Source organism: Streptomyces cadmiisoli, from assembly GCF_003261055.1.
Classification (GTDB): Bacteria; Actinomycetota; Actinomycetes; order Streptomycetales; family Streptomycetaceae; genus Streptomyces; species Streptomyces cadmiisoli.
On sequence record NZ_CP030073.1, the window covers coordinates 8,752,516 to 8,772,544 of the forward strand.

Consider the following 20,029-nt stretch of genomic DNA (forward strand, 5'->3'; position numbering starts at 1 on the left):
GAGGCATGATGAGCGTGAACGTTGAGGTAGTCGTCGTGGGTGGCGGCTACGGGGGCGTCACGGCGGCCAACAGCCTGGCGCGCCACGGCGGTGTGTCGGTGACGGTGGTCAATCCGCGTTCCGAGTTCGTCGAGCGGATCCGCCTGCACCAGCTCGTGACCGGCTCCGATGACGCGGTCCAGGGCTTCGGGAAGGTCATGGGCGGCAACGTGCGGCTGGTGGTGGACACCGTGACCCGGATCGATGCCGGTGGGCGCCAGGTGGAGCTGGCGAGCGGTGGCGCGCTCTCCTACGACTACCTTGTCTACGCGGTGGGCAGCGGCGCCGCCGACCCGGGTGTACCCGGCGCCACGGAGTTCGCTCACTGGGTGTCGGACCTGGAAGGTGCGCAGCGGCTGCGGGAGGCGCTGGCCGCGACGGATGTGTCGGCTCCGGTGACCGTGGTCGGGTCGGGTCCGACGGGACTGGAGACGGCTGCCGAGCTGGCGGAGGCGGGCCGCAAGGTCACCCTGGTCTGCGGCAAGGTGCTCGGCCCGTCCTTGCACGCGCGGGTCCGCCGTCCGGTCGCACGCCGACTCGCGAAGGTCGGTGTCACCGTCCTCCAGGGGTCGGGTGCGCAGGTGAAGAAGGTGACGCAGGACGCCGTGCTCCTCGACGACGGCCGTGAGTTGCCCAGCGCGGTGACGATCTGGACTGCTGGATTCCACGTTCCGGACCTGGCCGCCCACAGCGGGCTGCGCACCGACGCGGAGGGCCGTCTGATCACCGACACGACGCTGACCTACGTGGGCGACGAGCGGATCGTCGCCGCCGGGGACGCGGGGGTGATGCCGGACCACCCGTTCCGGATGAGCTGCCAGGCCGCCGTGCAGCTGGGCCCGGCCGCCGCTCAGACGATCCTGCGGCGGATCGCGGGCAAGAAGGCCGGCGACGTGCGGATGTTCTTCGCCGGGCAGTGCCTGAGCCTGGGCCGGGACGAGGGCGTCACCCAGTTCTCCTACCCCAACGACAAGGTGAACGCGCTCAGCATCAGTGGGCGGCCCGGTGCCGGCGTCAAGGAGATCGCCTGCCGATTCACCCTCAACAAGCTGGTCTCCGGAGCACGCAAGGCAGGCTCCCGCTCATCCCGCACCCACAGCACCAATCTGACGGGCGCCTGAGTCGCAGCCGTCCAACCCCCGACGCGCCGCTTGACCGTTTCCTTCGCGGGGCCGGCCCCATCGGCCGTCTCAACAAGGACCGAGCCACACATGAACAACGCCTCACATGCCGGGCGCTGGGGTGCCGTTCCCGCCGATTGGTACCCCCGCGCAGGCTGATCGGCGGCGAGGCTGCTGCCGACATCCCGTCATGGGATTCGGCGCCCGTTCCACGGCCTGCTTCCGCCGACCGGGCCGACTGCGAGAAAGGGAAGACGCGCGACATGGACGACCACGTGACCGAATCCGCTACCCGTGCAGACACCTGGCTGTCCGAGGACCCGCTCACCCCCCAGGCAATGGCCGAGGACATCGAACGGTTCGAGGACCTGTCAACAGCAGTGAACTCGCTCCGGTCCGTCCTTGCGACGCAAAATCTGCAAGGGCTGGTCGACGTACTGGCCCCGGACGTCGTTCTGGTCAGCGACGGCGGCGGCCTCCAGCAGACCGCACTGCTGCCCGTCGTCGGTGCCGACAACGTGATCCGTTACATCGCCGACCGTGTCGGCAGGGAAGGCAACACCTTCTCCTGCGAGCCCACCACGGTCGGCGGAAACCCCGGACTCGTCCTGCGTGTTGAGGGGGTGATCGACGGTGTACTGGCCGTCCGCGCGAACAACGCCCGGGTCACCGGCCTCTACTACGTCCGCAACCCCAAAGTCTCACCACGCGGAGACTCCACCCGCTCACATCCTGATGCCGTCCCGCCGTAACACTGCCGACCCCCCTGCGGTCTTCACCGGGACGACCACACAGCGATGATGAAGGGAAACGGCCCTGACCGCGTTGCCGGTCGAAACGTCACCCCGCCCACCTGTTCCGATACCGCACTTCAACCCGGTGGGCCCGGGCACTTCGAACCGACTACAGACGGTGGATCTCCACGATGGAGCCCCGCCCCGACGATCCTGCCGTCAATCCTTGAGAAGAACCTGACATGACCGATGTGCTGACCCAATTCCTGACGTCACTGAGCCCGAGAAACCGGTCCTTCGCGAAAAACCTGCCAATAGGGCAGCAGGAAGATCTGGCCCATGCATGGAATTTGCACAAGTCCATCAAAGGGCAAGGTATTCCGCCTCTGAGTGGTCGCATCAAGGTTGGCGACCCTGCGACAGAGGCCAACGCCCTTATCGGCGGAATGCGCGGAACCCGCGCTGTGCCGCGCTGATCGGGCTGACGGCATGACCCTGTTGGGGGCCTTTCCGGGATCTGGCCCTAAATGCCCGGCCTGCGACAGTCGAACCGCCGACGTCCGCATCTTTAGTCGGGGTCTCCTGAATGAGATCTCGGCGTGTGATACCCGTGATAAATAGAATCCACGATCATTAACCCGGACGGGCCTGAAAGATGCACTGAAGGTTTTCGTCGACACAATGATCATGGCCTCGGTGCAGTTTTCTATGAGGGAGAATCTGATGAAGAATATTCTGGTCATCGGTGGCGGGTTCGCCGGCGTGTGGAGCGCGGCGGGAGCCGTACGCGCTGCCCGTGCCGCGGGTGACGCGGGGGAGGGGCTGCGGGTGACGTTGGTCAGTGGCGGTGACGACCTGGTGATCCGTCCGCGGATGTACGAGGAGGACCCCGAGGGGATGCGGCTCGCGCTGGACCGCATCCTCGGCCCGATCGGCGTGCGTCGCGTGACCGCGACCGTGACCGGGATCGACACCGAAGCCCACACCGTCCGTGCCGTCAGCCGCACCGGCGAGGACCTCGAACTGTCCTACGACAAGCTCGTGCTGGCCACCGGCAGCCAGGCGGTCAGTCCGAAGCTGCCCGGCGCCGAGTACATCTTCAATGTCGACACGATGCCCGCTGCGGCCGCCCTCAACAACCATCTGAAGCTGCTGCCCGAGCAGGCGGCTGCCCAGGGCCGCTACACCGCAGTCGTGGTCGGAGCCAGCTTCACCGGCCTGGAGATCGGCACCGCCATCGGGGAGCGTCTCACCGCGATCGCCGCACGGGACGGCGCGGCCGAGGACGTGCGGGTCGTCCTGGTGGACCGGGCCGACGTGGTCGGCCCCGAACTCGGCGAGAACCCCCGGCCGCTCATCGACAGCGCTCTGGACGAGCTGAAGATCGAACGGCGTCTGGGACGCACTGTGGCGTCGGCGACCGACAAGACCGTCACCCTGTCCGACGGCGAGGTGATCCCGGCCGCCACCGTGGTGTGGACGGCCGGCATGGCCGCCAGCCCGCTCACCGCGCAGATCCCCGGCGAGCGCGACCGGCTCGGCCGGCTGGCGGTGGACGAGAACCTCCGCGTCATCGGCGTCGCCGACGTCTACGCGGCCGGCGACACGGCCGCGGCTCCCGCGGAGGTCGGCCAGGTCACCACGCTGAGCTGCCAGCACGCCCAGCCGATGGGGAAGTTCGCCGGTCACAACGTGGCCGCCGAGTTGTTCGGCCAGGACCTCCTGACCTTCACCCCCGACCCGTACGGTGTCTGCCTGGACCTCGGGCCGGCCGGAGCTGTCGTCATGATGGGCTGGGGCCAGGACCGTCAGGTCGTCGTGACCGGTGAAGAGGCCAAGACGCTCAAGCAGAACATCAACACTCTGTGGGTCTACCCGCCGGTCGACGACGCGGAGCAGATCCTCGCCCAGGCCGGCCGCTTCTCCAACGGCTGACGGTACGGCCCGCCGCCCCGATGTAGGCCGGTGGTCCTGTAACGGGACCGCCGGCCTTCGGGCTCGGCATGTCCGATTGCCCCGGTCGAAGGCATGCCCCTGCCGTTGCCTCACGGACTTCACCTCGTCAAGGTGCAACTTCGCGGAGCCCCTGATGTGTCAGAAGGTGGCTGAATGCTGAATGCTGAATGCTGGATGTGAGATGTGCGGATGGCGACGGGCTGACCGCGACGGGACGACAGCGCCGGTATCTGTACGGCTGCTGGCGGCTGCACTGATCGCCTGAAGGCTCAGCCCGCTGCACATGGCACGGCATCTAAAGCTGCCCGGTGGGGCAGGCCGGGACGGCGACCAGCCCCACCGTGACGACGGCCGGCGATGTCACATCAGCGCAGTTTTCCTACCCGGAACGTCGTGGTGTACAGGCGCACCTCGTCCGGGGCCAGAAACGTCATGGAGCCGTCCTCCCGGGCCGCGGCCTCGCCCTGCACCCGATGCGTGGACGGTTCGAACCCCACCGCGTAGGCGCCCTCACGCAGGTGCAGCCACTGGAAGAAGGACGGGAACTGGGTCGTGTCGAACTCCAACTCGAAGTAGACACCGAGGCGTTCGTTGACCAGCCGGGGACGGACCAGACCGTTCGCGTCCGGTTCCAGTTCGTGTTCGTAGACCTGCTCGATGAATCCCGGGAGCGGGGCGGGCATGTCGACGTTCGAGACTCCTTGCTCGGCCACGCTGTCGGTCTGCCACAGCGTCCGGCTCACCGGGATTTCGTAGCGCGTGCCCTCGTCGAGGAAGGGCCAGCCGATGTTGACGTGGTACAGGTACATGTGCGGAGTGGGATCGAAGCCCGCGTTGCGCACCCGGTCGGTCAGCCGGATCTCCGTACCGCCGAGATCGGCCTCGATGCGGCGAGTGAGCCGCAGATGTTCTCCGAAGATCGCGGCCTGCCGTACCTCGCCCTCGGCCCACAGCACACAGCGGCCGTCGTCCTGCCACTGCTCGCCGTATCCGGTCAGCCGGGCGGGCAGGTTGGCGACCCGGCCGTGCAGCCCGTGCGACGCCGTGCGCCTGGGCGGATAGCGGTATTGGGAGGCGTCCACCTCGGCGCCGAAGAGGGTGTGGTCGAGGCCCGCGGTGAGCAGCAGCCCCGAGAAGCTGCGCATCATCGACAGGCCGTCGTCGTCGCGGTACTCGTGCAGCGCGGGGTGCCGGAAGCCGGTCGCGGAGCGCCAGCCGAAGCCACGGCCCTCGAACTCGGCCCCGCCCAGGTCCATCGCCCGGTCCACGAGCACGTCGAAGGAGAGTCCCGCGCCGGTGCGGAACTCCAGTGTACGGATGCCGCGTTCGGTGCCGTCGTCCAGGACGACGGACCGCACTCCGCCCGCGGCGCTCAGATCGCCGGCGAGGCGGGCCAGGGAATGGCGGTCGTGGGAGCGCCCGTGCAGCTTCACGCCATCACCCACCCTCCGTTGACCTCGATGCACTGACCGGTGACGAACGAGGCGTCGTCGCCGGCGAGGAACGACACCACCGACGCCAGCTCGTCGGGTCGCCCGCGTCGCTTCAGGGCCTGGTGGTCCAGTACATGGCGGCGGTAGGCTTCCGGATCTTCGTGGATCTCTTCGGCCGCGGTGGGGAAGGCGCCGGGCGAGACGCAGTTGACGCGGATTTCCACGGGCCCCAGTTCGCGGGCGAGGGCACGGGTGAGTGCGACGGCGGCGCCCTTGGTGGAGACGTATGCCGCCAGTGAGTCCCAGCCGCCGTGCATCGTGATCGACGCGATGTTGACGATCGCCCCTCCGCCGGTGACGGTCATCCGCCGTGTCGCCGCCTGTGCGGCGATCCAGTAGGCGCGCTGGTTGACCGCCACCACCTCCTCGTACTCGGCGAGCGGCACCTCCAGGAACGGGCGGCTCGGATACACGGCCGCGTTGTTGACCAGGACACGCAAGGTGCCCAGCTCGGTCGCCGTCCGTTCCACGGCCTCCTCGATCGTCGCGGCGTCGCGCAGATCGCCGGTGAGGGCCAGTGCTCGGGCGCCGGCGTTCTTCACGAGTTCTGCGGTCAGTTCCAGTGATTCGCTGTCGCGGTCGAGGAGGGCGACGTCATGGCCGTCGGCGGCCAGTCGGGCTGCGACCGCCCGGCCCAGGGCGCCGCCCGCACCGGTCACGAGTGCGGCTCGGGGTTGCTTCATCGGTGATCCCATCTTGCCGGTGCCGTACGGGCGCTGAGGGGGAAGATGCGTGGCGTTGACACCGCGAGCGGTGCCCGCCTAGCGTGGATGTTAGCGCTATCGATAGCGCTAACAACAGGGTGCGGGAGATGAACGCGGCAGCGAGCACACACAAGCCCGGCCCCCTGGTTCCACTCGTGTCGGTGCCACCCGCCGTCCCCTCAAGGAGCCACATGACCTCGCGCGACCAGCCCGGCATACTCGCCGGGTACCGGGTCCTCGACTGTTCCATCGCCATGGCCGGACCCTTCGCCGCCCAGCGCCTCGGTGACCTGGGCGCCGATGTCGTCAAAATCGAACCGGTCACGGGTGAGTGGCAGCGCCACGCCGCAGCGGGCGGCGCCGGCGGCAACCGGATCAATGTGTCTTTCCTGTCGCTGAACCGCAACAAGAGGTCCCTCGCCGTCGACCTCAAGGACCCTGCGGGAAAGGAGGTGCTGCGGCGCCTTGTCGCCGAGGCCGACGTCTTCCTCCAGAACTACCGTCCCGGCGTGGCCGACCGGCTGGGCGTCGACTACGCCTCTCTCGCCGCGCTCAACCCGTCACTCGTCTACGTGTCCATCTCCGGCTACGGCGAGGACGGGCCGTACGCCGGCCGGCCCGGCCAGGACCTGCTTCTGCAGGCGATGTCGGGGGCCATGCTCTCCGGCGGCCGGGACGGTGAGGCGCCGCGGGCCGCAGGCCAGTACCTCGTGGACGCCGTCACCGCTTCCACAGCCTTCGAGGGGGTCCTCGCCGCATTGCTGCACCGGGAACGCACCGGCGAGGGCCAGCTCGTGACGGTGAACATGCTCGACGCCATCACCACTCTGCAGATGCAGGAGCTGTCGGTCCACACGGTCGGCGGGCTGCCGCAGACCCGATCGGCGGAACCTCACGCCCACGTCTACATCCGGTCACCCTACGGGGCCTTCCGCACCGCGGACGTTCACATCGTCCTGGCTCTTCCTCCCCTGAAGCGGCTCGGTGAGATCATCGGCGAGGACAGCTTCCTGTCCATGGAGGACGAGGAGCACGGCTGGACCCACCGTGACGAGATCTTCGCCCGCACCGCGTCCCGCCTGCTCACCCGCCCCGCACGCCACTGGCTCGACGCCTTCGCGTCCGCCGGCATCTGGGCGGGTCCGGTCTACGGATACGCGGATCTGGTGGATGACCCACAGATCCGACACAACGGCACCTTCGTCACCTACGACCATCCCACCGAAGGCCGTGTGACGGTGCCCGGCTTCCCCTACAGGTTCTCGGCCACCCCGCCTCGCATCGACCGCGGAGCCCCCCTCACCGGCGAACACACCCGGGACATCCTGGCCGAAGCGGGCCTCGGAGAAGAGGAGATCGAGGCACTGTTCGCCTCCGGCACCGTGGCGGAGACATCGTGACCTATGCCGGACTGACCTGGGACCACCCCCGTGGGTACGACGCCCTCGCCGCATCCGCGGGGGAACTCGTCCGCTGGGACGTCCAGCCCCTCGAGGGCTTCGAGTCCCGCCCTGTCGACCAACTCTGCGCCCACTACGACCTCGTCGTGCTCGACCACCCTCACCTCGGCGAAGCCGTCGCCACCGGATGCCTGCAGCCACTCGACGACCTGTTCGCCGAGGAGGAACTGGCCCGATGGGGTGCGGACTCCATCGGCCCCACCATGCGGTCCTATGCCATGGACGGCCGGCAGTGGGCGCTCCCGCTGGACGCGGCCACCCAGGTCGCCGCCACCCGGACCGACCTCGCCGGCGAGGCCCCCACCACCTGGGACGAGGTCCACCGACTCGCCCGCCGGGCCCCGGTCGCGCTTTCGCTCGCCGGACCACACGCCTTCCTCACCTTCGCGTCCATCGCGGTCGCCCTGGGGGAGGAACCGGCCGCCGACCCGGACGAACTGATCAGCACCGCCATCGGACTCGCGGTCCTCGACCTCATGTCCGCCGTCGACGGCCTGGCACCGCCGGCGGCCCGCACCCTCAACCCGATCGGACTGCTGGAACTGATGGCCGGCACCGACCGGCTCGCGCACTGCCCACTGGTATACGGATACGTCACCTACGCCGACCGCCTCGCGTTCACCGACGCGCCGACCGCGGAAGTGGACGGCCGCCCCGGTTCCACCCTCGGGGGCACCGGACTGGCTCTCAGCGTCCGCTGCGCTCCGTCCGACGAACTGCTGGATCACGTCCGCTGGCTGATGTCCGCAACCGCACAGCGGGACTTCCTCCCCCGCCACAGCGGTCAGCCCAGCGCGCGCGCAGCCTGGGCCGATCCGGCGATCGTCGCGGCCGACTTCTACCGCCGGACCACCACGACGTGTGAGAGGGCCTGGGTTCGGCCCCGGTACGCCGGCTACATCGGCTTCCAGACCGCCGCATCGGCCGCCGTCCGGGAGGCACTCGCCGGGGCCGACCACCACCAGGTCCTCGACCGGATGCGCAGGCAGTACCGGACGAGCCGCACTCCGAAGGGACGAACATGACCCACCCCCGCCCGGCCCTTCCCGGCCTGGGAACCGAGCACGTGCTCCTCGACGTCGCGGACCGCGTGGCCACCCTGACCCTCAATCGGCCCGCGAAGCTCAACGCGGTCACCCCCGAGATGTCCGGTGCCCTGGTGCGCGCGATCCAGTGGTGCGACACCACCGACGACGTCCGTGCGATCGTGGTCACCGGCGCCGGCGAGCGCTCCTTCAGCGTCGGCTCGGACATCGGCGAACTCGACCGGTACGCCACCCCGTGGGACTACCGCAACCGCGTCGACTACTGCGACGCCATCCGTTCGGCCCGCACCCCTACGATCGCCGCGGTCCGTGGCTACGCCCTCGGCGGCGGCCTGGAGACTGCTCTCTCCTGCGACATCCGCCTCGCCTCTTCCGACGCCTCCTTCGGCGCACCGGAGATCACGCTCGGCTGGATCGGCGGCGGCGGGATGGCCGCCTTCCTGAACCGCGCCGCCGGCCCCAGCAACGCCGCCCTGATGCTGCTCGCCGGTGAACGCATCGACGCCGCACGCGCGTTGCAGTGGCACCTGGTCAGCGAGGTCGTGGAGGGAGCCGAACTGCTCGGCCGGGCCCGAACGCTGGCAGCCGTGATCGCCTCCCGGGCACCCGTGGCGGCCGAGACCGCGAAGATCAACCTGCGGGCCGCCGGCAATCTGCCGGAGGACCAGGCCCTTGCCTACGAACGCGACCTGCAGACCATCTGCTTCGCGACCGAGGATGCCGCCGAAGGCAGACGCGCTTTCGCCGAGAGGCGCGCACCCGTCTTCCGCAAGCGCTGAAAGGAACGGCATGAACCAGTGGCCCGACGCGGAGACCACTCTTCCCGACGACGGAACAGAGGGCGCGCTCGTCGGCCGGGTCTGGCGGCCCGGCCTCGGTCCCTCCGTCGTCGCCGTCCGACAGGACGGCGTGTACGACGTGACCGCAGCCTTCGCGACGGTGCGCGATCTGTGTGAAACGTCCGACCCCGCCGCGCAGGTGCGTGCGACCCTCGGGGAGCGCTTCGCCGGGCTCGATGAGCTGCTCGCCAACACACCGGTCGACACGCGGGATCCCGAGCGGCCTTGGCTGCTCACCCCGGTGGACCTGCAGGCGGTGAAGGCCGCCGGGGTGACCTTCGTGGTGTCGATGCTGGAACGGGTGATCGAGGAGCGCGTTCGCGGGGATGCTTCGGAGGCCGCCGTGACACGCGAGCGGATCCGCGAGCTCATCGGCGACGACGTGGCGTCGTTGCGACCGGGTTCCGATGAGGCCGCCGAACTCAAGAGGATCCTGGTCGCCCAGGGGGTGTGGAGCCAGTACCTGGAGGTCGGCATCGGCCCCGACGCCGAGATCTTCACGAAGGCACCGGTGCTGGCCACCGTCGGCACCGCAACCGACGCGGGCATCCACTCGGCCTCACGCTGGAACAACCCCGAACCCGAAGTGGTGCTCGCGGTCTCGTCGCGGGGCGAGGCGGTGGGCGCGATGCTCGGCAACGACGTCAACCTGCGTGACATCGAAGGCCGTTCGGCGCTGCTGCTGCCCCTCGCAAAGGACAACAACGCCTCAGCGGCCGTCGGCCCCTTCCTGCGGCTGTTCGAGCCGGGCTTCGGGATCGACGACGTACGGCGGGCGGTGGTCACCCTGACCGTCGAGGGCGCCGACGGATACCGGCTGGACGCGGTGTCCTCCATGTCCGCCATCAGCCGGGACCCCTTGGAACTCGTGGCGCAGTTGACCGGGCCGCACCACCAGTACCCCGACGGTGCGGTGCTCTACCTCGGCACGATGTTCGCCCCTGTGGAGGACCGCGACGCTCCGGGCCAGGGTTTCACCCATCACGACGGCGACCTGGTCAGCATCGCGACACCCCGGCTCGGCACCCTGGTCAACCGGATCAGGCCGAGCGACACCTGCGACCCGTGGACCTTCGGTCTTGCCGACCTGATGCGTTCGCTGGCAGCGCGAGGAGCGCTGTGACCTCCGATAACGTTTCCGGCATGACCCAGCCGCCCCGCCGCCCGCGCAAGCGCTCCGCGACCCGTTCCGTGACCCTCGCGGACGTGGCGGCGGCCGCGGGCGTGTCGGCACAGACTGTGTCCCGCGTCGTGCGCGACCCCTCGTCGGTGCCGGACGAGACACGTCTCAGGGTCGAAGCGGCCGTCGCGGCCACCGGCTACGTGCCCAACCTCGCCGCCAGCAACCTGGCGTCGAACCGCAGTCGTACGGTCGCCGTGCTGGTCCCGCAGATCAACGCGTCGGTCTTCGCCGACACCGTTCACGCCTTTTCGACCGCTCTGGCCTCCCATGGTTACCAGATCTTCGTGGGGACGACCGAGTACCGGCCGGAGCAGGAGGAGGCGGTCCTGCGCAGCTTTCTGGGCCGGCGGCCGGACGGTGTGCTCATGGTGGGCACCAGCCACACCCGGGGCACGCTGTCTCTGCTGGAGGCAGGGCAGGTGCCCGTGGTGGAGACGTGGGGATGGTCGGAGGAGCCGGTCGACCTGCTCGTCGGCTTCTCGAACGCGGCGGCGGCGTCCGCGATGGTCGCGCACCTGGTTGAGCGCGGCCGGCAAAGGATCACGTTCGCCGGCCGGCACACCGCTGGTGACCCCCGGGCCGGGGAACGCCTCGACGGCTACGCGACGGCCGTCCGCGAGCTGCTGGGCGGCGCCCCGCGCACGGTGGACGCCGGCCCTGAACCGGTCACCATGGACACCGGCGTCACCCTGCTGGACCTGGCGCTGGAACGGTATCCGGACTCCGACGCCGTGATGTTCTCCAGCGACGTCTTCGCCGCCGGTGCGCTCCAGGCATGCGTGCGCAGGGGGATCGATGTGCCCGGCACCCTGGCCCTGGCCGGCTTCGGTGACTTCGAGCTGGCACGCCATCTCGTACCCGCGCTGACCACCGTCGCGGCGCCCGGTGCCCGCATCGGCGAGCTTGCCGCCGAACTGCTGCTGACCCGCATGCGTGGCGCGCCGGTCGACAGGCCCCATCGCGACGTCGGCTACCAGGTGGTCGCCCGCGGGAGCTCCTGAGGCCCGGTGGCGCGCGTTGTTGCTCAGTGTGCCACCGCCAACTCGAAGTATCAGGTCAAAGGGCTGGTGTGACCGGTCCTCGGGGTACTCGTGCTGGTCGTGGGCGGGAGTCCAAGGAGAAGAGCATCAGCCGGCGCGTGACTGCCGGTTGGCCTCCTTCTCCACCCCGGGTTCGCGCTGCGGGATCAATATCACCGTCCGGCCGCCGACCTGCCCGGGTGTCATCCCGGCGGAGGCGCGATTTGCGGCGAGCAGCCCGGTCATCCGTTCAAGGACGTGTTCGGCGACGGCGATTTCGCCCTGCTCGGCCCGTACATCCACCGGCTGTTCTTCGAGTTCGTCCAGTCTGCTCGCCACGTGATGATCCGTTCCAGCAGTCGGGGACGCAGTGAACAGGATCGTAGAAGGCTGGCCGCCGCAGCGAGCGAACTGGAAAGCCTTCCGTAGGTCAGCCGTGGTCCTTCCACTCCGCACTGCAGAACCGCGCCTCGCTGACGGCGGTGTCGCCGGCCCTGGTAGCTCGTACGTACATGTTGAGACCGTCAGGTCCCAGGTCTCCGCCGCAGCCGATGACCAGGCCCACTTCCCTGTCTTCGATGTACCGGGTCAAGGCCGCGTCGACAGCGGAGACCGGCCAGCCGATCAGCCGAATGCCGTCGAACTCGACCTGCGGGCCGGTGCGACCGTGAACAGTGACGGCGCCCAGAACAGGAGGGTGGCCACGTCCGCAGGAGTAGTGCGCGGTCACACCGGCCGTATCGAAGCGGTCGTCGTGCAGGATCCACTCGCCGGGGCCTTCCCACGGCTCTCCATAGGGGTACCGGCCATGTCGGGCGGCGGGCTCCTCGTTCAGCGCGGCCGCGACCTGAGACGGGCTCATGCCGAACCTGAGCGGCCCGATGCTCTCCAGCGGTGTCCAATCCCAGCGCTGCCGTTCCTGCTCGGCCTTCACCGGCCACGTTCCCGCATTCGGCTGCCGGTCGCGAACATCCCACCACCGGATGACCGGTTCGGCCCCATAAGGATCCGCGGCCAGCTCGGGGCCGACGAACAGGGCACCAGTGATCATTGTGTCCTGCCGCTGCATGTACCCTTCGGGCGACGACCCCAGCTCCAGAGCGGTACCCATAGACACCCCCCATGCCTCGACTTCGGGATCACCACTCCAGTTCACCCGCACCAAGGCCCCCTCCCGGCGTGCGAGGTCATGGATGTCCGAGCGCACCTCGGACGGCACACGAGCGATCAGCTCAACGTCCCGCAGCCGCACCAGAGGCCCATCCATCGCGTCGATCGCCACCGCGACCAGACCGGAATCCTCTCCAAATACCGCAGTCACACCCCAATCGCTGTAGCAGCCCCAACCGATCCCGCCGCCCAGACCCTGCGAGACGTAGGCGACCGCCCCGTCCAGAGCCGTCGCCACCTGGTCGGAGTTCATCCCGAACCGCAACGGCCCCAGACCGACCAACGGCTCGAGTACCCAGTTGGCCCGCGTTCCGGGCCCCCTGTTCCACCAAGGCATGTCAACCCCAACAATCGCTCTCGAAACCTTCGGCACATCCTGCCGGTGATCTTGACCGCCACCCTAGGCGCAGCCTCTGACAACGCGTTCGTCGACAACTTGCCCGGAACACCGGAGAAGTGCCGGGCAAGGCAGCCGCGGAACGCTTGGAGAGAACTGCCTGGCGCGGCTGCGAGGGCCGTTGTCAGAGGCAGTTGGCAAGAACGGGGCACATGAATGTCACTCCTCTCACTCCGCCACGGCCATTTGATGTCACCGCAGTTCTTCCTCAACTGGTCCCGCTGGCCCGCACGGCGACCCGGTTGCATCCCCGGCCCGGGGCACCGACCTGGCACGACAGCTCGGTCGGCGGGCCACTCCTGTGGCCCGCCGACCGAGCCGTGGCCCCACTGCGAGGGCCCCCATGTGGTGGACGGGATGAACCCGGCCCTGTCCCCGGCGGATGTGCGGCGGGAACGACGGATCCGTGCCGCCTCGCACGGCAGGAGCCTGACCCCGCAGGAACGAGAGACCCTTGAGGGGATCCGGCCCCCTCGCACGTATCCGGCGAGGGTGGCGGTCCAGCCGTACGAGGGTTCCATGGCGATGCTGCCCGTCGCGCAGCTGTACGCACGGGATGTGCCCGATCTGCGCCCGCCTGACGGAGCGGACCTGCTGCAGGTTCTGTGGTGCCCCTTCGACCGTCCGATCATGCCCAGGACGGTGCTGTTCTTTCGGTCGGCAGCCACCGTCACCGACATTCTCAGCACGCCCCCCGAACCGCCCGCGATGCAGTTCGACAGCTACCTGCCCGAGGCGTGCCTGCTCACCCCGGAGCAGGTCACCGAATATCCCGACCACCTGGAACTCAGCACGGAACTCCAGGAGCAGCTCAAGAAGTGGAGTCCGCCGCAGGCAGCCGAGGAGGATATGGACCCGCAGATTTACTACGACTGTGTGCTGTCCAGTGCACCCGGCTGGACGGTCGGCGGCTGGCCGGCCTGGGGCCCCGCCGACCCCGTCCCGCGGCCCTGCCCCGCCTGCGGCAGTGAGATGGATGCCCTGCTGACCATCGCCACGTTCGAGGAAGGGGACGACGCAGGGCGCAGCTGGTCCCCGTACGAGGACCCAGCTGCCGAACCGTCCCCCGGTTTGGACCACTTCGACCCCGGGCAGCCCACGGCGGTCCAGATCGGCAGCGGCCGCAAGCAGCAGCTCTACATCTGCCCTGCGGCGCCCGAACATCCCCACACCGAATTCATGCAGTAGCCCGTCGCCCCCTTGTGGGTGTGGAAGCCCGGCTTGTTGCTGGCCGGCGGGAGCGTGCGGGCACGCTGATACGCGGGGGAGCCGACGGGGGCGGCTTCACCGCACGAGGGTGAAGAGGGTCGGTGGCCGGGGCTGACGGCTTGAACATGTGTCAGCCCAGATCGGACCAAGGCTTGAGCCGCCCCGTTCCCCGAGCGGCACGTGTGAGACAGAGCTCATGAGGCGCCCGGCCGAGCGCCGTCGCACCCGTTCGGGCTGCCGTCCCTCAGGTGCGCGCCGCCCATCGAAGTCCCCGGTCGACGATCGTCGCCGTCTGCGGCAGTTCCAGATCGGCGACTCGGTGACCCAGGGTGCACACGAAGACCCTCCCCGCTCCCCAGCGGCGCGTCCACACCACAGGGAACTCCACCGGCTCGGCCCACGGCCCCCCTGTGGGTTCGAGGACGGAGGTGGCGAGAACCGTGTTGAGGGCATCGGTCATCACCCAGTAGTGCTCCGTGACGACGTCGTAGTCCCGGATGCCCTCCGTGATTTCCCCGTCCCGGCCGGGCGAGGAGGTGAGGCGCACCGTGAACTTCTGAAAGCCCTCCGGGTGCCAGAGGAAGCGGCCCCCGACCATGCGCAAGTAGGACGCGTTCTTGACGTTCGTGCCGATCACGCCCCCGTGCCAGCCGGCGAATCCCGTACCGGCCTCCACCGCGGCGACGAGGCCCGATTCCTGACGCGGACTCAGCTCGCCTCCCGACCAGGAGTGCACGATGAGATCCGTGGCCGCGAGCAACTCCGCGTCTTCGTAGACCGATAGGTCCTCACGCACGTGGACGTCGAACCCGTCCTGTTCCAGGCGAGGTGTGAACAGGTCCGTGCATCCGGCGGGATCGTGTCCTTGCCATCCGCCGCGGACCACCAGGGCCTTGCGTGTACGCATGGTGCGGTTTCCTCCGCTGTCACTGTGCCTGCGGGGTGAGCCGCAGGCCTGCGTCGACTGGTCTCACATGCGGGCCGGAGGTGACTGACCACCGACCGGCCGAGGTGTTCGCGGCGATCCGCGCCTCGTCGACCTCGATGCCCAGCCCCGGCGCGTCGCCGAGGACGATCCCGCCGTCGGCGATCTCCTGGTCGACGCGGAGTCCGACCGGTACCGACAGGTCCTGGACCTCCGTCACGAGGTGGTTGGGCATCGCCGCGGCCGCGTGGGCGACCGGGTTGGCGTTGTAGCCGACGGGGCTCACCGGTAGTCCATGGGCGTAGGCCAGCGTGGACACGCGCAAGAAGTGGGTGATGCCCCACACGCTGCCGGTCTGTACGACCCCCACCGCGTCCGCGTCGAGCAGCGACCGGAACTGTTCGAGGCCCGTCAGATTCTCTCCCGTGGCCACGGCGGCGCGGATGCCCGCGGCGACCGCGCGGTGTCCGGCCGCGTCCCAGCGCCTGACCGGTTCCTCGATCCAGGTGAGGTCCACCTGCCCTTCGACCTGACGGGCCAGGCGTACTGCCAGATGCCGTCCCCAGGACTCGTTGACGTCGTACATCAACGCCGGGCGGGTGGTGTTGGAGCGGAGTACGTCGCGGACAGCGGACAGCCGGTGCACGTCCCGGTCCACATCGAGTCCGCCCTTGACCTTGGCGCCGGTGAAACCGCGCCGGGCCCAACGGTCGTAGAACGCGACGAGTTCGTCGTCCGTCAGCGCGTACTCCAGGCCGGATGCGTATCCGGGGACGAAGCGGCCGGAGGCGCCGAGAGCACGCCACAGCGGCTCGCCCGCCATCTTCGCCTTCAGGTCCCAGAGCGCCATGTCCAGAGCGCCGATGGTGCCGAAAACCCGGCCGTTGTGCCCGGACTTGAAAACGTGGGCGAGCATTCGGTCGTAGAGGGATGTGACCGCGCGAGGGTCCTGGCCGTCGAGCGCGGGAAACACACGGTGCACTTCGGCGTGGCTCCCGAGCCCGATGCCGGTGAGACCCGCGTCGGTGTCCAGGAGTACGACCGGCACTTCGGTGACGCCGCCAGTGACGACACCGTTGACGTCCCCCACCGGGCGTCCCCAGTCGTGCACCGTGGTGAGCGACCGGTAGCCGGTGATCCGCATCGCGCCGCTCCGCGTAAGTCGTAACTTATAATACGAGTGATGACCTTAGCATGTTCCGCTAACCTGGGTCGTCGAACAGCGTGGGCCGGAAAATCTGGATGAACATGGGGAGTCGTTGACCAAATGAGCAAGCCATCCGCGGATTCCACTGCCGTGGCCCGACCTCAGCGGCGCCGGCCGCCCCTCGCCGAAGCCGTGGTCCAAAGCCTCACGACGGCCATCGTGTTGGGGGAGTACCCTCCGGGCACGGCGCTCCCGTCGGCGGGTGAGCTGTGCGACCGGTACGAGGTGAGCCGGACCGTGATCCGCGAAGTGACGACGACCCTCGCCGAGAAGGGGCTCGTCGCAACTCGTCAGGGCTGGGGCACGGTTGTGCTCGACCAGGAGCAGTGGAGCCTGCTCGATCCGCTGATCCTCGACGCGCTGTTCCAGCGGAAGGACCGACTGGTTTTCCTGGACAACCTGATCGAGATCCGGACCACCCTGGAGTGCGCCATGGCGGCGAGGGCGGCCAAGCGCATCGACGGTGATCAGGCGGCGGCGCTCTCCGCCAAGCTCGACGAACTGGCGGCGTTGAGGGACGACGCGACGGCCTACTCGCGAGCGGACATCGAGTTCCACGAGATCATCCATCGCGCCTCGCAGGACGCGTTCGGGCGGGCCATCGTCTCCAGCATCCAGGGCAAGGCGGTCCGATCGCCCCAGTACAGCGGGCATCCGACCCGCGAGGACATCGACGTGACGCATCAGGCGCACGAGCGGATCGCGGCCGCGGTCATCGAGCGGGACGCGGAGGCGGCTGCCGACGCGATGCGGGAGCACATCACGTCGGCGTGGGCCCGGCGCCGTCCCGTCGACCCGCTCAAGCAGTAGGTTCCGCTGCGAGAACGGCGGGACGCGCACCTGTCGGGCGACGGATGCACCGCCGGCCATGGCCGAGGGTGCATACGCGCGTCACGGCCGTCCGATCCCCTTCGCGGAGACACGGCGGTTCCACTCTTCGATCCACCTGGATCCGTACGCCTCCGCCACCGCCCCGGAGTCCGAGAACTTCATGGTGGCGAGGTCCAGGCCCGTCTCGGCCACCGAGGAGGTGAGCACACTCCCGGTGTTGACCTTGTCGCTCCACCGCGACGGCTTGTACACCGAAGCCGGCTCGGAGAACGCTGCTGTCGGCTCGACGAATCCGGTGTCGCCGACGACCACCGCATGGTCGATCTCGACCCGGGAAGGCACCCAGACCGAGTCCGGGTCGTCCCACACCGTGGCCCGACTGCATCCGTTCGTGCCCGACGTGGAGTAGTCGGCTGCCTTGCAGTCCTTCCCTGTGGTGGTCACCCGTGGCACGTACCACTCGGTGATCTCCGGGTAGGAGATCGGTTTTCCGTCCGAGTACGCGTGCCTGCCCCTCGTGTAGTGCCGGTGCCAGGCCGCGACCGTCTCCGGTGTCGCGCTGTACTTCTCGCCGGCGCGCACGTCGAGGAAGGTGTTGAAGCGGCTCAGCAGTACCCAGCTGTTGTCCAGCGGGAGGGACTTCTCGCCCTTGCGGTGGTAGATGCCGCCATGACCCGCGTGCTTCACGCCGATGAAGACGTTGTCGTTCGCGGTGTTGCTGTGACCGGAGTTGAGGTTGACCCCGGAATGCGCGCCGTTCACCACGTTGTGGTGGAACCGCACGCCGGAGGCGCCGTCGTCCAGGTACAGGGCGTCGTTGGTCCCACCGATCTTCTCGAAGTGGTTGTAGGCGACCTCGTTGCCCAGGTAGGTGAAGTCCCGACCGGCGTAGACGACACCCTGGTCACCGGCGTTCTTCACCACGTCGTAGAAGTGATTGTGGTTGACCCGCATGTCGTTGCCCATGATCTGCACCGCCATGTGCGGGGCGTCGTGGACGTAGTTGTACTCGAAGGAATTGCCCACCCCGTACAGGTAGCCCGCCGGAGTGTACGTCGCCAGCTTCGAGAAGCGGGTGATCTCGTTGCGGCGGGCGATGTTGTTCCCTCTTTCGAGGGTGGCGCGGTCGCCGCCGCCCAACAGGACTCCGCCGCCGCCGAGGTCGTGCAGGTAGGAATTCTGCACGACGTTGTCGTGCCCGCCCTGCACGGTTTCGTAGTCGGGCATGGCCGTGATGGTGTCCGTCGTGCGCCCGATACGGATCGCGTCCATGCTCACGTTGGAGATGTCGACCCCGTCGACGAGCGTTCCGACGGCGTCGAGGAGTTGCACGCCGCTGATGAGCGACCCGGTCATGGTGAGTCCCCGCAGCGTCACGCCGCGGGTGCCGTCGAGCAGGAAGAAGTTCTTGTCGAATGTCTGGAGTGTGGTGACCTTGCCCTCGACGGTCCCGCCCTCGGGCTTGTAGTACAGCATGTGGTTGTCGTGGTAGCGGTCGATGTAGTACTCGCCGGCCGTGTCCATCTCCGACAGGACGTTGAGCACCTTGACCTTGGTCCACGCGTCCTGCGGAATGTACATCGAGGGGTACTTGGTGTAGAGCCTGTCGTCGCTCCAGGACAAGATGCGCACCATGTCGTTGGCGTAGTTGTTGCCGAAGTACCCCGACAGCCAGCCCTCGGTCTCGGCCTTCGTGTTGTCGACGTCCTCGATCCAGCGCGGATCCAGTTGCACGGGCACGTCCGTGTAAGCACCGAAGCCGCGGGTTCCGAGATCGTCGACGACAGGCTCTGCCTCCGGCGCCCAGCGCTGGTAGCGGTCGTCGGCGAGTGCCCGGCCCCCGACCGTTAAGATCGACGGCGTCATGCGCCGCATCTCCTGCGGAGACCAGGTGTCCCGCTGCCCGGGGTCGTCATGCAGCTGCTTCTTGTCCTCGAACTGGGCCCTCGGGGTGGTCCCGGAGAAGTTCCAGTCGTTCTGCGGGCCGAAGCGGGCGTCGAGGTCCACGTTGACGAGATCACGGGGAGTGTCGGCGTCCCACTTGTCGCCCGTACCCCACAGGTGACAGTCCGTCTCCGTGGTCGAGCACGTGTTGCCGTTCGGGTACTCGGCCAGGACCTGGGCCCTGCCACTGACGACGAGTTCGGGCGCGAAGGGCTGCTGGACCCAGTTGAAGCCGTTCTTGTAGAGCGTGCCGGGATCGATGCCTGCCGCGCCCAGGTCGTAGACCCAGACTCCTTGGCGCAACTCGGTCGTGTCGAGACGGTTGTGTGAGGAGTACCGGGGCTGGGCGAGCGTCTCCGCGGGGAGGTCGGAGAGCCTCTTCCAGCCGTCGGCCGGCAGGTCGTGGGACCCGGTGATCGTCACCTTCTCGTTCTGGTACGCGGTGTACGTGACCCACGAGTTCTCCGGTCCTGTGAGCCGGACCGTGTCGTCCAGGACGTAGGTGCCGCCGCGAATGAGGACCGTGCCCCGCGCATGGGCCGTGGTGCGGCCGGCCAGCGCGTCCCGGGCGGCGGCGATGGTCCGGAAGGGGTCTTTCCTGCCACCGCTGTTGTCGTCGTTGCCATCGGTGGCCGAGACGTAGACGGTCAGCTTTCCGCCCGCGCTGGTGGCCGACGACGCGACGGCCGGTCCGGCGAGTGTCGCCATCAATGTCAAGGCAAGGCCGGTGGCGGCAATCCGTGCTGGTCTTG

At 68.6% G+C, this 20,029-nt stretch carries 17 protein-coding genes and 1 pseudogene; 11 read left to right on the plus strand and 7 right to left on the minus strand.

What is annotated here, in order from left to right; all coding sequences use genetic code 11:
• The first annotated feature begins 8 nt into the window (after positions 1-8).
• The 4 genes from DN051_RS38455 (at position 9) to DN051_RS38465 (ending at position 3,829) form a co-directional block, all read left to right on the plus strand.
• On the plus strand, positions 9-1,160 hold the full coding sequence (locus DN051_RS38455) for an NAD(P)/FAD-dependent oxidoreductase (protein ID WP_112442799.1): 1,152 nt from the start codon (positions 9-11) through the stop codon (positions 1,158-1,160).
• A gap of 275 nt (positions 1,161-1,435) precedes the next feature.
• Entirely contained in the window at positions 1,436-1,912 is a 477-nt protein-coding gene (locus tag DN051_RS38460; protein ID WP_162625082.1) for a sigma-70 family RNA polymerase sigma factor family protein, read from the plus strand.
• Between the two features lie 224 nt (positions 1,913-2,136).
• Positions 2,137-2,370 (plus strand): hypothetical protein, encoded by a 234-nt coding sequence (locus tag DN051_RS45330; RefSeq protein WP_159054138.1) that lies wholly within the window; start codon positions 2,137-2,139, stop codon positions 2,368-2,370.
• A gap of 247 nt (positions 2,371-2,617) precedes the next feature.
• Positions 2,618-3,829, plus strand: a complete 1,212-nt coding sequence (locus DN051_RS38465) for an NAD(P)/FAD-dependent oxidoreductase (protein ID WP_112441497.1) — start codon at positions 2,618-2,620, stop codon at positions 3,827-3,829.
• A 386-nt stretch (positions 3,830-4,215) separates the two neighbouring features.
• On the opposite strand, the gene DN051_RS38470 is transcribed toward DN051_RS38465, so the two are convergent.
• Together DN051_RS38470 and DN051_RS38475 are read right to left on the minus strand one after the other, a co-directional pair.
• Positions 4,216-5,283, minus strand: a complete 1,068-nt coding sequence (locus DN051_RS38470) for an aldose 1-epimerase family protein (RefSeq protein ID WP_112441499.1) — start codon at positions 5,281-5,283, stop codon at positions 4,216-4,218.
• Positions 5,280-6,026 (minus strand): SDR family NAD(P)-dependent oxidoreductase, encoded by a 747-nt coding sequence (locus DN051_RS38475; RefSeq protein WP_112441501.1) that lies wholly within the window; start codon positions 6,024-6,026, stop codon positions 5,280-5,282. The genes DN051_RS38470 and DN051_RS38475 overlap by 4 nt, the downstream gene beginning before the upstream one ends.
• Before the next feature lie 212 nt (positions 6,027-6,238).
• On the opposite strand from DN051_RS38475, the gene DN051_RS38480 reads away from it, so the two are divergent.
• From DN051_RS38480 to DN051_RS38500, 5 genes are read left to right on the plus strand one after another with little or no spacing between them, the layout of a single operon-like run.
• A complete protein-coding gene (locus DN051_RS38480; RefSeq protein ID WP_053760411.1) occupies positions 6,239-7,447 on the plus strand; it encodes a CaiB/BaiF CoA transferase family protein in 1,209 nt (402 codons plus the stop codon).
• Complete coding sequence (locus DN051_RS38485) at positions 7,444-8,532, plus strand: extracellular solute-binding protein (RefSeq protein WP_246040760.1); 1,089 nt, start codon at positions 7,444-7,446, stop codon at positions 8,530-8,532. The genes DN051_RS38480 and DN051_RS38485 overlap by 4 nt, the downstream gene beginning before the upstream one ends.
• Positions 8,529-9,332, plus strand: coding sequence for an enoyl-CoA hydratase/isomerase family protein (locus DN051_RS38490; RefSeq protein ID WP_112441505.1), 804 nt, complete (start codon positions 8,529-8,531; stop codon positions 9,330-9,332). The genes DN051_RS38485 and DN051_RS38490 overlap by 4 nt, the downstream gene beginning before the upstream one ends.
• 10 nt (positions 9,333-9,342) lie before the next feature.
• On the plus strand, positions 9,343-10,515 hold the full coding sequence (locus DN051_RS38495) for a fumarylacetoacetate hydrolase family protein (RefSeq protein WP_112441507.1): 1,173 nt from the start codon (positions 9,343-9,345) through the stop codon (positions 10,513-10,515).
• 20 nt (positions 10,516-10,535) lie between these two features.
• Complete coding sequence (locus DN051_RS38500) at positions 10,536-11,576, plus strand: LacI family DNA-binding transcriptional regulator (protein ID WP_246040761.1); 1,041 nt, start codon at positions 10,536-10,538, stop codon at positions 11,574-11,576.
• A 126-nt stretch (positions 11,577-11,702) separates the two neighbouring features.
• Here the strand turns inward: DN051_RS38500 and DN051_RS38505 are convergent, their stop codons facing one another.
• Entirely contained in the window at positions 11,703-11,933 is a 231-nt protein-coding gene (locus tag DN051_RS38505) for a hypothetical protein (RefSeq protein ID WP_112441509.1), read from the minus strand.
• 91 nt (positions 11,934-12,024) lie between these two features.
• Positions 12,025-13,017 carry a hypothetical protein gene (locus DN051_RS45985; protein ID WP_199314802.1) on the minus strand — a complete coding sequence of 331 codons (993 nt, stop codon included), beginning with the start codon at positions 13,015-13,017 and terminating at the stop codon, positions 12,025-12,027.
• A 296-nt stretch (positions 13,018-13,313) separates the two neighbouring features.
• Between DN051_RS45985 and DN051_RS38515 the strand changes: the two are divergent.
• Positions 13,314-14,349: pseudogene (locus DN051_RS38515) on the plus strand (hypothetical protein).
• A 265-nt stretch (positions 14,350-14,614) separates the two neighbouring features.
• Here DN051_RS38515 and DN051_RS38520 read toward each other — a convergent pair.
• The gene (locus tag DN051_RS38520) at positions 14,615-15,277 is read right to left on the minus strand and encodes a ThuA domain-containing protein (RefSeq protein WP_112441511.1); all 663 of its coding nucleotides are present in this window, start codon (positions 15,275-15,277) and stop codon (positions 14,615-14,617) included.
• 19 nt (positions 15,278-15,296) lie between these two features.
• On the minus strand, positions 15,297-16,439 hold the full coding sequence (locus tag DN051_RS38525) for a mandelate racemase/muconate lactonizing enzyme family protein (RefSeq protein ID WP_112441514.1): 1,143 nt from the start codon (positions 16,437-16,439) through the stop codon (positions 15,297-15,299).
• A gap of 123 nt (positions 16,440-16,562) precedes the next feature.
• Here DN051_RS38525 and DN051_RS38530 point away from each other — a divergent pair, with 123 nt between their 5' ends.
• Complete coding sequence (locus DN051_RS38530; RefSeq protein WP_053760419.1) at positions 16,563-17,312, plus strand: FadR/GntR family transcriptional regulator; 750 nt, start codon at positions 16,563-16,565, stop codon at positions 17,310-17,312.
• A gap of 81 nt (positions 17,313-17,393) precedes the next feature.
• On the opposite strand, the gene DN051_RS38535 is transcribed toward DN051_RS38530, so the two are convergent.
• Positions 17,394-19,985 carry a right-handed parallel beta-helix repeat-containing protein gene (locus DN051_RS38535; RefSeq protein WP_162625083.1) on the minus strand — a complete coding sequence of 864 codons (2,592 nt, stop codon included), beginning with the start codon at positions 19,983-19,985 and terminating at the stop codon, positions 17,394-17,396.
• Positions 19,986-20,029: the final 44 nt, after the last annotated feature.